Consider the following 12,660-nt stretch of genomic DNA (forward strand, 5'->3'; position numbering starts at 1 on the left):
CACCCCTTTCCCACACAGGGCATTCCCCGGTCGCGGGCGGGGGAGACGCCCCCGCCCATGGGGGCGGTCGGGGGCTGCCCGGCACTGCCGGGCGGAAGGTTTGCAAAACACACGGGCGTCACAGCCAGATATCCGATGTGCAATCGCCGCCGGGATAGCGCATTTCGTGACACCGCGCCGGGCCGCCCGGCTCCTGGCCAAAATCCACGATAAAATCCTCGTTGATCTTCATCCCGCCGTTTTCCGGGTCGCAATCAATCATCACCATCACCCCGCCTTTCTCGCGGATCTCCGGATAGAACTGGTTGTCCCAGGTGGAGAAGAGCGAGGTCGTCACATAGAGCCTGCGCCCGTCGAGGCTCAGTTGGAACATCTGCGGCCCGCCGGCCATCTCGACCCCGTTCACCACCGGCGCCTTGCCCAGAAGCCCGCCCATGAAGACCTGCCCCGTCAGCACCGGGTTATGCGGGTCGGTGATATCATATTGCCGCATGTCCCCGTGCAGCCAGTTGTTGAGGTAGAGATACCTGTCATCCATCGAGATCAGGATCGCCGACATCACCCCCGGCAGCGGGATCGGCCATTCGGGATGCATCTCGTTCTCGACATCGACCACCTTTTCCCATTGCCATTTACCACCGTCGTCTTTCCACCAATGGATGACGTTCGAACTCAGCGCCGCGCCGCAGAACCCGTGCGTACTGTCCGGGTCATGGTGGAACTTGACCTCCAGCGGGATGAGCCCGTCTTCGCCCAGGTAAAAGCTCTCGACCGGTTCGCGCTTCTCGAAGTCCCAGAAGTGCAGCTCGCGGCCGTATTTGAGGTGCCCCACCTCCTCCAGGTCAAACCCCGGCATGAAGGTGTTGGGCGCGGCCCATTCGGAACTAACCATCACGTTGTGGCGCGGCTGGTACCAGAAGTCATAGCCGAACTTGATCTCGCCCATCGAGCTCTCCCACCGGCCGACGATGTTGAACGCCTTGTCGAGATGCAGGTAGCCGCCGGGCGCCTCGCCCTTGGCATTGCCGAGGAAAGAGATGATGATTTCGCTGCCCAGGCAATGCACCGTATGCGGGCCGCTTAGGTCGGCCTTGGCCTTGATCTCGGCACCCTCGATCACCTTGTGCAGCCGTGGCGCACGCGGGTCGGTGGCGGTATCGACGATATGCAGGTTATTCGACCGCACCCCCGGCAGGATCAGGTATCTGCGGCTCATCGAACTGTCATCATGGCACGACGAACAGGCGTTCCAGCCCATATGGTGCAGCTCATCCCCGATCCCCGGCATCTCCAGCCGGTGAATGACCTGGCCATAGGTCGGGCTGTCGGGGTCCACATCCACGGTGGCCAGGTAATCGGGCTTCTGGATGCCCGTCCCGGTATAGATCGCGATCGTATAAAGCAGCTTTTCCCGCGGCGCCTCAATCGCCGCCTGCGGGCTCGCATAGCCCGGTCCGCAACAATCCGTCATTGCTCACCTCCCATCCGGTCGGCAATGGCAACGATGCGGTACATGTCGCGCAGAACCGGTTTTTCGATCAGTTTGCCGTCGATCACCACAAGGCCGGTATCCGCCGCCTCGAACGCGGCGATGATCCGGCGGGCGCGGGCAATCTGCGCCTCGCTCGGGGTGAAGACGGCGTTCAGCGCGGCGATCTGCTTGGGATGCACCGAACCCTTGCCGGCAAAACCCAGGTCGCGCACCTTCTCCGCCTCGATCCGCATGCCTTCGGGGTCGTCGAGGTCCAGGAACGGCACGTCGATCACATCAAGCCCCGCCGCCGCCGAGGCATGCACCACGCGGGAGCGCGCATAGATCATCGCGTCAAAACTGTTCTGGCACCTGAGCTCGGCGGCCATGTCGACCCCGCCGAAGAACATCGCGTCGATCCGCGGCGAACAGCGCGCGATCTCGAACGCCGCCTCCAGCCCCTCGTTGGTCTCGATGATGACATGCAGCCGCGTCGCATGGCCCGCCTCGGTCAGAAGCTGGTCGAGCATCACCACCTCATCGGGCGTGCGCACCTTGGGCATCATCAGCGCCGGCGGCGGCGTCTGCGTGGCCAGCACCGCATTCACATCCTCGATCCCGAACCGCTCGCGCATCGAGTTGATCCGCACAATCCGCTCCACCCCATCCTCCGCCTGCGGCTGCTCGAACAACGCCAAGGCACTGCGCCGTGCCGCCGCCTTGTCCTTCGGCGCAATCCCATCCTCCAACTCAACACAAACAATATCCGCCCCACTCGCCAAAGCCTTGGGAAACATCTCAGGCCGCAGACCAGGCGTGAAAATGAAACTGCGCCTTGGGCGAAACATACGGTCAGACATCAAAACTTTCCCCAGAATTTTTCCTTGATTTCAGCCTCGCGCATACCAGCCGGAGTATGAACCTGCACCGCCGTGCCAGGCTCCCAATGGGACGCATCAATCAGGCCGATCGCGGCATTACAATCAAAGTCGTAGGCGCGGCAGGATGAGGAAATCCGCCCCACGCGCTGACCTTCCGCCTCGACCGGCCAGAAAGTGCCCTGCGGTGGCAGCGGATCACCGGCAATTTCGATCGGGCGTATCTGACGTGTCGGGGTTTGCTTTGCCTGCAAGGCATCCCATCCGAGGCATCCCGGATCGCGCTCCATGTCGCAAAACCGACCAAGACCCGCCTCAAAGGGTGTCATGTCCGGGGTGATATCGCTCAGATACGACAAAAGCCCCGCCTCGACCCGTTCTGCCTGACACGGGCACCCGGCGCACACGTCAAGGTCTCGCCCCGCTTCCATCAGTTGATCCCACAGGATATCGCCACCTGTTTCCCCTTCGAAATAAAGCTCATACCCACCCTGCACCGAATATCCCGACCGCGCCAGCACCATGGGCGTGCCGTTCACGTCGACGCGGGCGTGACGGAAAAACCGGATATCCTTGACCTGCGCACCCCAGATCCGGGCGGCCAGTTCGTCGGCTTTTGGCCCTTGAATGCCCAGAGGCGCCACCTGCGGCTCGTGGACTGACACGTCGAGGCCAAGACCTGCGGCCAGCCCCTTGTAGTAAAGGATCAGGTCACTGTCGGCGATCGAGACCCAATACCGGTCCTCGTCGAGGCGCAGCAGAACCGGGTCGTTGGTCATGTACCCCCGGCGATCCACGGTCGGAATATAAAAGCACTGGTCATCCACCATCTTCGAGATGTCGCGCGGGGTCGACATCTGCACCAGCCTGGCGGCGTCCGGCCCGCTGATCTCGATCTGGCGTTCGCAACCCACATCCCAGAGCTGCACGGCGGATTTGAGATGGCGGTAATCCTCTTCGCCGCACGCGAAACCGGTGGCGATCAGCATGTTGTTGTAAACGATATACCCCTGCGCCCCGGCGGCATGGCTGCGCGCCCAGAAGGGTGACCGCCGCATCCGCACGGTCAGCGGCATCGTCGTAGTGATATCACGCATCGCAAAATCTCGTGTTTGGTGGTTCATGGCATTGTCATGCACCTTCCCGGGCAGCCCGCCAAATATCATATGGCTCTGCCACCCATGCCGTTTCGCGAAGGCTCACATCATGCCGCCCGCCGTCTTGTCCTCGCCCGATTGCGCCGCGTAGATCGAGGTGTAGCCACCCGACCAGTTGGGCGGGATCTGACAGGGGCGCGGGTCATGTTCGGCCCAGATCACGTGCGCGCCCCGAACCACCTTGTAGGTGTTGCGCGTCGGTTGCGGATGAGCGGTGTAGGGCTTCGCATCCGAGGATGTGTAGCAGTTCAGCAAGAGCGGCCGCGGGACCGGGTTTTTCGAAGCGGGCGAGTAATGGAGCGTGCGGGCGTTGTGCACGGTGATGCTGCCCGCCTTGCCGGTCATGTATTCCACGCGGCCCGTATCGACGCCCGCCGCATCTTCGTCCGAGAGCATCCCGGTCCAGTTCCCGTCGGCATCGTACTGATTGTACAGGTCTTCGTTATGTGACCCCTTCAGTGCCGCAAGCGGGCCATTGGACATGTCCGTATCGGTAAGGTAGCAGCCGATGGTCAGGACGTTGTAATTGGTATGCGGGAAAAACTGGATATCCTGGTGCCATTTCACCGTGTCCGAGGCATCGAACCATTTGAAGTTCAGTTTCGAGTGATGGAACACCACGTTCGGCCCCACCAGGTCGGCGGCCACATCGGCCATCAGGCCGGTCGAAAAATTCCAATAGGCATCGTGTTGAATATCGGGGCTTTTCAGGCGGCGCAGGACGGGGTCATCGGCGCTGTGGCCCGGGCCGATATCGAAGGTATCGTCCGACGCGCTGACCGCGCGGCTTTTGTCCTGAAACTCTGCCGTGACCCGTTGCAGCTCAGCCAGCACATCTGCGGGCACCAGCTCTTCGACGCTCACGAAACCATCTTCGAAATACTTCTCCCGCTGCGCCTGCGTCAGCACGCGGGCAGGTTCTTTCAGAATGTCTTCCGGTGTCATCTTGATCTCCCTTAGGTCAAAGACCGCCCTTCGGCGGCCAGTTTCTTGTTGAGGATCTGGCGCACCTTGATGCCCGCACCATCGGCGCCCAGCGTGACTTCAAGAAAGTCGAGCCCGCGCGGATCTGCCTCGATCTGCGCCTGCATCCGCTCCAGCAGGTGCTTGTCCTCGTCAAAGGCGGCGGTGACGCTGGCCTTGGTCTTGGTGGCCACATCTTCGCTCAGTTCAGGCACGTCAAAGGCCGCGCCCCAGAAATAGTGGGTTTTGCCGCGTTGCGCGGGCGTGACGATATGGCAGCCGCGCATGATGAAATCCGATCGCGCACCGGCATCGGGGTTTGGATCATGCACGTTCCAGTCAGAAAAAGAGATCGCCAGCGTCGGCATCCGGCCCTTTTGCACCCGCTTGATCGGCTTGTCCTCTGGCAGGCCCATACCGGCACAAAAGAGTGGCGACAGCGGGGCCAGGTCAAATTCCTGCTCGTAACAGACGGTTTCCCCCTCCATGTAGGTATCGGGTGCCGTGATCCAATCATCCTGCTTGAACGTGTTCTTGTGCAGGAACGCGATATGGGTGAGGTCCAGCACGTTTTCGCGGATCAACACCCAGTTGGCCGCCACCTCGTAATAGCCGGTAATGAACGACCAGCCCGGATCGGTCTGATAGGCGACATCGGGTGGGTCGCAATCGATGGCCTCCTGATCGCCCATCCAGATCCAGATGAACGCGCCTGCTTCGCGTACGACAAAGGCGGGGATTTGCGCGGTCTTCGGCATCATCGTCTGGGTGGGGGCCTTGGTACAGTGCCCGCCGGTGTTGAACTCCATCCCGTGATAGGGGCAGATGATCTTGTCCCCGGTGACATGCCCCTCGCTCAGCGGCGCCCAGCGATGCGGGCAGCGGTCGTAAAGTGCGGCGGGTGTGCCATCTTCCAGCCGATAGAGCACTACCGGCGTTTCCAAGAGCCAGCGCGCCAGCGGTTTGGTCGTCACCTCATTGGCGCGGGCAGCGCACCACCACATGTTGCGGGGGTAATTGTCCTGCAGCATGCCGTTCGGGATGCGCTGGCCGTTCCTGGTCTGGTCCTGACCGTCCATGTCATTCCTCCTCTGCAAGGCGCCGCCTGAGGGCGTCGGCCTCTTCGGGTTTCATCTGGTACGAATGATCGGCATCGGGAAAACTGCCCGCGCGCACATCGGCGGCGAAGTCGGCGAAGGCCCTGGTGGCAACTTCGGCGACATTGCCATAACGCTTGGCAAACTTGGGTTTGAACGTGTCGAACGCGCCGATCAGGTCATAGCCGTTCAGAAGCTGGCAGGTGCCTGCCGCGCCCGCACCGATGGAAAAGGTGAAGATGCCGACAGCCTCGTCCACCGCTTTGCCAACCTCGTAAGGCATCGCTTCGATCTCAAGCCCGATGGCCCCGGCTTCTTCGATGGCGCGGGCGTTGTCGATGATGGTCATGGCCCCGTCTGCGGTGCGGCCCTGCATCTTGAAACCGCCCGCCAGATGCACCCGGTGCGGCAAGAGGCCGACATGGCTCATCACCGGGACGCCGGCATCGGCCACGGCCTTGATGATATGAGACATCTCGCGCCCGCCCTGCAGCTTGACCGCCTCGGCCCCGCCTTCCTTCATCAGGCGAATTGCGTTGAGCACCGCCATGTCCGGCGTCGCGTAGGAACCGTAAGGCATCGACACGAGGCAGAAGGTGTTGGGCGCCCCGCGGCGCACCGCGCGGCAATGGTCGATCATCTGGTCCACGGTCATCGCCAGCGTGTTTTCATGCCCGTGCAGCGTCATCCCCAGGCTGTCGCCAACCCCGATGATATCGACGCCCGCCCGTTCGGCCCAGGCTGCGGTCATCGCCTCGCCCACGGCCACCATCACCAGCCGTTCACCCGCGGCCTTCCTTGCCGCAAGGTCGGGGATCGTCAGTTTTACCCTGTCAGTCATATCGCGCTTATTGTTCCATTTGGAACAATATTGACTCGAGTTCTTTTCATCTTCAAGAGAAACTTTTACCCTGCGGCTCCGGGACCTGTCCGATGCCCTGACAAGAAGCGAACCGCATGAACAAGCAAAACCGACCGAGACCCGAACCCGAGGATTTTCTAGCCCGTGTCGAGTTCCGCGATGCTGCGCTGCTGTCGTTCCTGACCAGTTCAATCATTGTCCCGGCCTATGACGCGGTCAAACGTGACCTGGGCATCGCACGGCCAGAATACATGCTGCTCCTGTGCCTGTCGCATTATCCGGTGCTGACCGCGCAGGACGTCTCCCGCCTGACCGGCCGGCCCCGAAATTCGATCAGCCGGGCGGTGCACCGGATGCTGGCGGTGGGCCATATCGAACGCGCGCCCGATCCGTCCGACGGGCGCCAGGCACGCCTGACGATCACACAATCGGGCCGGGCGTTGCATGCCCAGATTTCCGAGCGTATCCGCCAACGGCAGGAAAATGTGCTTTCGGGTCTGACGGCCCGGGAGCGCGAAGACCTCGCCCGGTTGTTGCGCAAGGCGGCGGTATCCACCTGACCCTAGAAACCGCCCAGTAATTGTGACGGCAGCCAGAGCGCCAGTTGCGGGAAGGCCAGCACCAGCGCCAGGGTCACCAGTTGCATGGCGATAAAGGGGATCACACCCCAATACATATGCCGAAGCGTGATTTCCGGTGGGCTGATGCCGCGCAGGTAAAAGATTGACGGCGCCATCGGCGGGGTCAGGTAACTGGTTTGCAGCATCACCAGGAAGAGGATGCAGAACCAGATCGGATCGAACCCGGCGATCTTGATGATCGGGATCGCGATCGGGATAACGATCAGGATGACCGAAACCAGGTCCAGCACGAACCCCGCCAGGAAGGTAATAAACAGGATCAGCGCCAGCGTTCCCCAAGGGCCAAGCTCGGCCGCCGCAAGGATGCTGTTCGTGGCGCCCAAACCGCCCGAGGCGATGAAGACCCCCGCGAACATGTTCCCGGCGAGCAGGATCGTCAGCACCATGACCGTAATCAGCACCGTTTGGCGCAGGGCGGTCAGCAGCGTGCGGATGCTGAAATTGCCGTAAAGCGCCGTCAGCAGGACCGACCCCACCGCACCGCAGGCCGCGGCCTCCGTCGCCGTGGCCCAGCCCAGCAGGATCGTGCCCAACACCACGAAAATCAGGATCAGCGGCGGCACCAGCGCGACAAGGGTCTTGACGATCCTCTCCCCCATCGTCGGAAGCGGACCGTCCGGCGCCTTGTAGGGTGCGCGTGACGGGTCGATGGTACAGATCACCAACACGTAGAGAATGAAGAGACCTGCCATAATGAAGCCCGGGAACATGATCCCGGCAAAAAGATCCCCGACCGAGACATCGGCCACCGGCGCGAGGATGATGACCAGCACCGAGGGTGGGATGATCGTGCCGAGCGAGCCACCCGCACAGATCGTGCCCGAGATCAGCGACTTGTCGTAATTGTGGCTCATCATGATCGGGATCGCCAGCAGCCCGATTACCGTTTCCGTGGCCCCGACGACCCCCGACGCAGCGGCAAAGACCACGCCCATCAGGATCGACCCCACCGCCAACCCGCCCGGCAGGCGGCGCGTCCACATATGGATGGCTTCGAACAATCGCTCGGCGATGCCGGATTTCTCCAGCATCGCGCCCATGAAGATGAAAAGCGGCAGGGCGGCCAGAACGTAGTTGCCCGCGACGTCCTGCACCTTGGTCACGAACTGGAACACGGCCTTGTCGCCGAACCGCATGATCCCGAAAACGAGGCTCACCCCCATCAGCGAATAGGCCACCGGGATGCCCAGGAAAATCAGCACCAGCAGCGCCGGGAACATCATCAGCGCGATATCCATCAGGCGTGACCCCCAGCAGTCTCCGGGACCAAGGCCTGCCCGGTGAACAACACCGCCCCCGATTTCAGCATTTCAGCCAATGTCTGCGCCGCGAACAGCCCGAAACCGGCCACGAAGGTCACCCGGAAGGGCCAGACCACCGGGTTCCACGCGCTTTCACCCGACACCTCACCGCTCATGTAGGCCCGCATCAGGTACTCCCAAAGGCCGACGCACAGCCATAGCACCATAGGCAGAAGGACCAGGTACCCAAGCAGGTCGATCGCCGCCCGTCCCCGCTTTGGTAAGGAGGCATAGAAAAAATCCACCCGCACATGAGCACGCATCTTCATCGTGTAGGCGATGCCCAGCATCAGCCCACCGCCCATCAGCATATAGGCGAGTTCATAGGCCCAAAAGGTCGGCGCGTTGAACGCATAGCGGGCCACGACCTCGTAAACCATGAAGAGCGCCAGGGGTACGGTCGTGACGGCCGCCAGCCAGCCAGCCCAGACGGTCACCGCCTCGATGATCCGGATCATGCCGATCAGGATGGAACGCATCTCACCTCTCCAGACAAAAGAGACCGGCGGGCGAACCCGTCGATCCCCCTGACCTTATCAAAAGAACTAGTTCGGTTCCTTGCTGTCGCGGTACTTATGGGCGCTTGCCCAAAGCTCCTTGTAAGCCCTCTGGTCCGCGAGGATGTTCTTGAACCAGTCGTCGGGTTGAGCCGCGGCGGTCTTGTCCGCCCAGGCTTGCGCCAATTCCTGCGTCTTGACCAGAACCTCATCGTCCACAACGACGATTTCATTGCCGCTTTCCTCGTAGAAGGCATAGGCGCCAGCATCTTCATGCCCGGTTTCCTGATACACCTTCATCGTGGTCAGCTTGCCCGCCAGCAGCAGAAGTTCCTGATTGCGTTCACCGATCCGGTCCCAGGCCTCTTTGTTGACCTCACATTCCAGAACGGTCGTGGGGTGATGATACCCGGGCAGGACGATGTATTTGGCGATCTTGTAGAAGCCCGCCGACTTGTTGAGATAGGGCGTCGACCATTCCACCGCGTCGATCACGCCACGCTCGAGCGCCGGATAGACCTCGGCCCCGGGCAGGATCACGGTGGACACGCCCAGCTCGGCCGAGATCTCGGCCCAGGCGCCCGCGGTACGTTGCTTCAGCCCGTTGAAATCCGCGAGGCTTTGCACCTTCTTCGTGGAGTGCAAGCCCACCTCACGCGGGTACTGACCGCAGGGGAAAGCCACAACATCGAACTTCTCCATCCGGTAGTCCATCCATGTCTGCAGACCGCCACCTTCGTAGATCCAGTGCTGCATCTCTTCGGCGTTCAGCCCGCCGGTCCAGCCGCCGAAGAGGACGGTGGTCTTGTCCACGCCCCAATCATAGCCACCCCAATGGTGGCCCATCTCAGCCACGCCGCTCGACACGGTTTCAGTCACCTTCAGCGCGCTGCCCAGTGTACCGCCGGGGAACACCTCGATCTTGATTTCGCCGTTGGTCAGGAACTCGGCCATCTCGGCAAAGCCCTTGGCGGCGGTTTCCAGCGGCGGCCCACCGCCCCAAGACGTCGCCATCGACCAGTTTTCCTCGGCCATTGCCATACTGCCCGCCACGGCGAGCGACAGTGCGAATGCCGTGATCCTTGAATGCGTTTCCATATGCATCCTCCCGTTTTCTCTGTTGGCAATCCCGTTTCCCGGCGCGCACACCAGGCTGGATTGTCTTTTTTGGAACTACCCATTCTTGTTCCAGTTGGAACTATTTGTAAAGTTTCCCCTACAGCCTTGCAGCAGCCGGGCACAGGGTTGCACGGACCCGGTCTTTCAAAAAATAGAATAGAACTATGCGAACCATACCGATTTGCGATGCCTGGCCAAGCGGGTTCATAGGGTCAGCAGAACGGCCCCCGGGCTTCGGTCGGGTGTTTCGGGTGACGCCACGATGTCAGACCACAACTCACGGCTGCGCGCTTCTCCAATCAGTGCCGCCGACTTGGCCAGCAACCGCGCCAGGCGCGTGTCATTCCCCATAGGTGCGGCCAGATCGTGATCGGCAACCAGATGATCGCCACCATGTGTCCAGACTTCCACCCGGGCACAGGTTTCGCGCATTGATCCGTCGGTCCGCACGCGCACCTGTGCGCGACAGGTCGATAGATCGGGATCGGCCAGCATGTCGTCGCTGTAGCTTTCCAGCCTGTCCGTCGGCACGCCGCTCAACATCATGGCGGCCAGTTGCCGATAGCTGAACTTGGCCTCCAGACCGGTCCGGGGATCGGGAATGTTGCAGATGTCCAGGTATTGCGGATGCACGGTGATCTCAATCGAATCGACGGTCTTGCGGGTCAGTTCGTGTGCATCGCGCAAGCGCCGCAACGCCTCGAGCATGGCGTGGGTGCCATGGCAGCAAGCGTGAAACTTGTGACTGACCTCGGGCAGAAGATATTCCCGGCCGAACCCGTCAAACGCACGGTCATCGCGGGTGGCATGGTGGGTCGCTGCAAATCCTTGGGTGCTTTCCAGCCCATCCTCGGCCGCGACAATCCCCGCCTCCGCCCAGAGCGCCGCGTCCACACCCGCGGCCGCGGCCAGCCCTGCGTGCATCGGTTTGGCCATGGTGCCGAACTGTGCCTTGACGCCACCTGCGAGCGACGCGGTGAGGCCGAGGGCCATGCGGGTCTGGACCGCGTTCAATTGCAGAAGCCGTGCGGCGCCCGCTGTCACACCAAACGCGCCTGCCGTCGCGGTGACATGAAATCCCGTCCGATAATGATCGCGCCCCAACCAGACGCCCAACCTGATCGCCACCTCGGCACCGGTCAGCACAGCCTGTTTGGCCTCATCCATCGACGCGCCGGTCCGGTCCGCAAGTGCAGTGACCGCCGGGATCACCGTCACCGACGGATGACCGAGCGAGGCAAAATGCGTATCATCGTAGTCCAACGCATGGGAGGTCACACCATTGACCAGCGCCGCCGCCCGCACGGGCAAGCGTTGCGTTGTCCCGCAGACCTCCGCCTCGGCCTCGCCGCCCTCCTGCGCGGCCCTTTCTCGCACCAAGCGCGCCACGGGTTCGTTCCGACCGGCAATCGCCACGCTGGACCAATCCAGCAGACACAGATCGACAATCCGGGTCACGTCTGGGGGTGGGGCACGCCGCGCCGTGATAAACTCGACAAGTCTATCGGTGACCGGCATCAGTATGATCGCGGCATGCCAAGCACATGCTCGGCGATGTAGCTGAGTACAAGGTTGGTCGAAATGGGCGCCACCTGGTAAAGCCGCGCCTCGCGGAACTTGCGCTCCACGTCGTATTCTTCGGCAAAACCGAAACCGCCATGGGTCTGCACACAGGCCTCGGCCGCGGCCCAGCTTGCATCGGCACTGAGAAGTTTGGCCAGGTTGGCTTCTTCGCCTGGATTTTCACCCGCTTCATAGAGTTTTAGCGCCTCTCGAAGCATCAACTCCGCCGCGCGCATCTGGCTGTAGGCGCGGGCGATGGGGAACTGGATGCCCTGGTTCTGGCCGATGGGGCGCTGGAACACTTCGCGGTCACTGGCATAACCCGACGCCTTTTCGATAAACCACTTGGCATCGCCGATACATTCCGCCGAGATCAACAACCGCTCGGCATTCATCCCCGACAGGATGTAGCGAAAGCCCTTGCCCTCGTCCCCCACCAGCGACGAGGCCGGGATTTCCATGTCGTCAAAGAAAAGCTCGGTCGTGGCATGGTTCATCATCGTGCGAATGGGCCGGATCGTCAGGCCGCGGACAGCCCGCATGTCCACGAGAAAGACCGACAGCCCGTCGGTCTTTTTCGCCACCTGATCGCGCGGCGTCGTTCGGGCCAGCAGCAACAGCAGGTCGGAATATTCCGCCCGGCTGGTCCAGATCTTCTGACCGTTGACGATATAGCGGTCGCCGTCGCGCCGCGCAGTGGTGCGCAGGGATGTTGTATCGGTGCCGCTGGTCGGTTCGGTCACGCCAAAGGCTTGCAGCCTGAGAGACCCTTCGGCGATACCCGGCAGGAACGCCGATTTCTGCGCGTCCGAGCCATGCCTGAGCACCGTCCCCATCGTGTACATCTGCGCGTGACAGGCCGCCGCATTGCAGCCCGCGCGATGGATTTCTTCCAGGATCGCCGCGCCCGCAGAGATCGGGAGGCCCAGCCCGCCATACGCTTCGGGGATCAAGGCCGAAAGGTAACCCCCCTCGGTCAGCGCCTTTACGAACTCCGCCGGATACGCCTGTTCGCGGTCGCATTTCTGCCAATAGGTCCCGGGGAAATCGGCACAGAGGCGCGAAACGCCTTCGCGGATTTCCGGGTGATCCAGGTCATAGCTCAATGGCG

12 protein-coding genes are annotated in these 12,660 nt (G+C 62.0%); 1 reads left to right on the forward strand and 11 read right to left on the reverse strand.

The window, feature by feature from the left end:
• Positions 1 to 118 precede the first annotated feature (118 nt).
• From RBB29_RS04690 to panB, 6 genes are all read right to left on the reverse strand, one after another.
• Positions 119 to 1,471, reverse strand: a complete 1,353-nt coding sequence (locus tag RBB29_RS04690; protein ID WP_306113014.1) for a selenium-binding family protein — start codon at positions 1,469 to 1,471, stop codon at positions 119 to 121.
• Positions 1,468 to 2,331: a CoA ester lyase gene (locus RBB29_RS04695; protein WP_306113015.1), complete on the reverse strand. Its 864-nt coding sequence runs from the start codon at positions 2,329 to 2,331 to the stop codon at positions 1,468 to 1,470. Before RBB29_RS04695 ends, RBB29_RS04690 begins: the two co-directional genes overlap by 4 nt.
• Complete coding sequence (locus tag RBB29_RS04700) at positions 2,331 to 3,446, reverse strand: dimethylsulfoniopropionate demethylase (protein WP_306113016.1); 1,116 nt, start codon at positions 3,444 to 3,446, stop codon at positions 2,331 to 2,333. The genes RBB29_RS04695 and RBB29_RS04700 overlap by 1 nt, the downstream gene beginning before the upstream one ends.
• 102 nt (positions 3,447 to 3,548) lie before the next feature.
• The gene (locus RBB29_RS04705) at positions 3,549 to 4,451 is read right to left on the reverse strand and encodes a phytanoyl-CoA dioxygenase family protein (RefSeq protein WP_306113017.1); all 903 of its coding nucleotides are present in this window, start codon (positions 4,449 to 4,451) and stop codon (positions 3,549 to 3,551) included.
• A gap of 11 nt (positions 4,452 to 4,462) precedes the next feature.
• Entirely contained in the window at positions 4,463 to 5,548 is a 1,086-nt protein-coding gene (locus tag RBB29_RS04710; protein ID WP_306113018.1) for an aromatic ring-hydroxylating dioxygenase subunit alpha, read from the reverse strand.
• Between the two features lies 1 nt (position 5,549).
• On the reverse strand, positions 5,550 to 6,407 hold the full coding sequence (panB, locus tag RBB29_RS04715) for a 3-methyl-2-oxobutanoate hydroxymethyltransferase (protein ID WP_306113019.1): 858 nt from the start codon (positions 6,405 to 6,407) through the stop codon (positions 5,550 to 5,552).
• A gap of 116 nt (positions 6,408 to 6,523) precedes the next feature.
• Between panB and RBB29_RS04720 the strand changes: the two genes are divergently transcribed.
• Positions 6,524 to 6,988 carry a MarR family winged helix-turn-helix transcriptional regulator gene (locus RBB29_RS04720; protein WP_306113020.1) on the forward strand — a complete coding sequence of 155 codons (465 nt, stop codon included), beginning with the start codon at positions 6,524 to 6,526 and terminating at the stop codon, positions 6,986 to 6,988.
• Between the two features lie 2 nt (positions 6,989 to 6,990).
• On the opposite strand, the gene RBB29_RS04725 is transcribed toward RBB29_RS04720, so the two are convergent.
• From RBB29_RS04725 to RBB29_RS04745, 5 genes are all read right to left on the reverse strand, one after another.
• The gene (locus tag RBB29_RS04725) at positions 6,991 to 8,307 is read right to left on the reverse strand and encodes a TRAP transporter large permease subunit (protein WP_306113021.1); all 1,317 of its coding nucleotides are present in this window, start codon (positions 8,305 to 8,307) and stop codon (positions 6,991 to 6,993) included.
• Positions 8,307 to 8,849, reverse strand: coding sequence for a TRAP transporter small permease subunit (locus tag RBB29_RS04730; RefSeq protein WP_306113022.1), 543 nt, complete (start codon positions 8,847 to 8,849; stop codon positions 8,307 to 8,309). The genes RBB29_RS04725 and RBB29_RS04730 overlap by 1 nt, the downstream gene beginning before the upstream one ends.
• A 66-nt stretch (positions 8,850 to 8,915) precedes the next feature.
• Positions 8,916 to 9,965, reverse strand: a complete 1,050-nt coding sequence (gene dctP / locus RBB29_RS04735) for a TRAP transporter substrate-binding protein DctP (protein WP_306113023.1) — start codon at positions 9,963 to 9,965, stop codon at positions 8,916 to 8,918.
• 225 nt (positions 9,966 to 10,190) lie between these two features.
• A complete protein-coding gene (locus RBB29_RS04740; protein ID WP_306113024.1) occupies positions 10,191 to 11,504 on the reverse strand; it encodes an MmgE/PrpD family protein in 1,314 nt (437 codons plus the stop codon).
• Positions 11,504 to 12,655: an acyl-CoA dehydrogenase family protein gene (locus RBB29_RS04745; RefSeq protein WP_306113025.1), complete on the reverse strand. Its 1,152-nt coding sequence runs from the start codon at positions 12,653 to 12,655 to the stop codon at positions 11,504 to 11,506. The genes RBB29_RS04740 and RBB29_RS04745 overlap by 1 nt, the downstream gene beginning before the upstream one ends.
• Positions 12,656 to 12,660 lie beyond the last annotated feature (5 nt).

The organism is Roseovarius sp. MMSF_3359 (assembly GCF_030733385.1).
Taxonomy (GTDB): Bacteria; Pseudomonadota; Alphaproteobacteria; order Rhodobacterales; family Rhodobacteraceae; genus Roseovarius.

Excerpts from the sequence above, each read along its gene's own strand:
- panB (WP_306113019.1), bottom strand. The coding sequence starts at position 6,407 with ATGACTGACAGGGTAAAACTGACGATCCCCGACCTTGCGGCAAGGAAG.
- RBB29_RS04730 (WP_306113022.1), bottom strand. The coding sequence starts at position 8,849 with ATGCGTTCCATCCTGATCGGCATGATCCGGATCATCGAGGCGGTGACC.
- RBB29_RS04740 (WP_306113024.1), bottom strand. The coding sequence starts at position 11,504 with ATGCCGGTCACCGATAGACTTGTCGAGTTTATCACGGCGCGGCGTGCC.
- dctP (WP_306113023.1), bottom strand. The coding sequence starts at position 9,965 with ATGGAAACGCATTCAAGGATCACGGCATTCGCACTGTCGCTCGCCGTG.
- RBB29_RS04710 (WP_306113018.1), bottom strand. The coding sequence starts at position 5,548 with ATGGACGGTCAGGACCAGACCAGGAACGGCCAGCGCATCCCGAACGGC.
- RBB29_RS04725 (WP_306113021.1), bottom strand. The coding sequence starts at position 8,307 with ATGGATATCGCGCTGATGATGTTCCCGGCGCTGCTGGTGCTGATTTTC.
- RBB29_RS04705 (WP_306113017.1), bottom strand. The coding sequence starts at position 4,451 with ATGACACCGGAAGACATTCTGAAAGAACCTGCCCGCGTGCTGACGCAG.
- RBB29_RS04695 (WP_306113015.1), bottom strand. The coding sequence starts at position 2,331 with ATGTCTGACCGTATGTTTCGCCCAAGGCGCAGTTTCATTTTCACGCCT.
- RBB29_RS04690 (WP_306113014.1), bottom strand. The coding sequence starts at position 1,471 with ATGACGGATTGTTGCGGACCGGGCTATGCGAGCCCGCAGGCGGCGATT.
- RBB29_RS04700 (WP_306113016.1), bottom strand. The coding sequence starts at position 3,446 with ATGCGTGATATCACTACGACGATGCCGCTGACCGTGCGGATGCGGCGG.
- RBB29_RS04720 (WP_306113020.1), top strand. The coding sequence starts at position 6,524 with ATGAACAAGCAAAACCGACCGAGACCCGAACCCGAGGATTTTCTAGCC.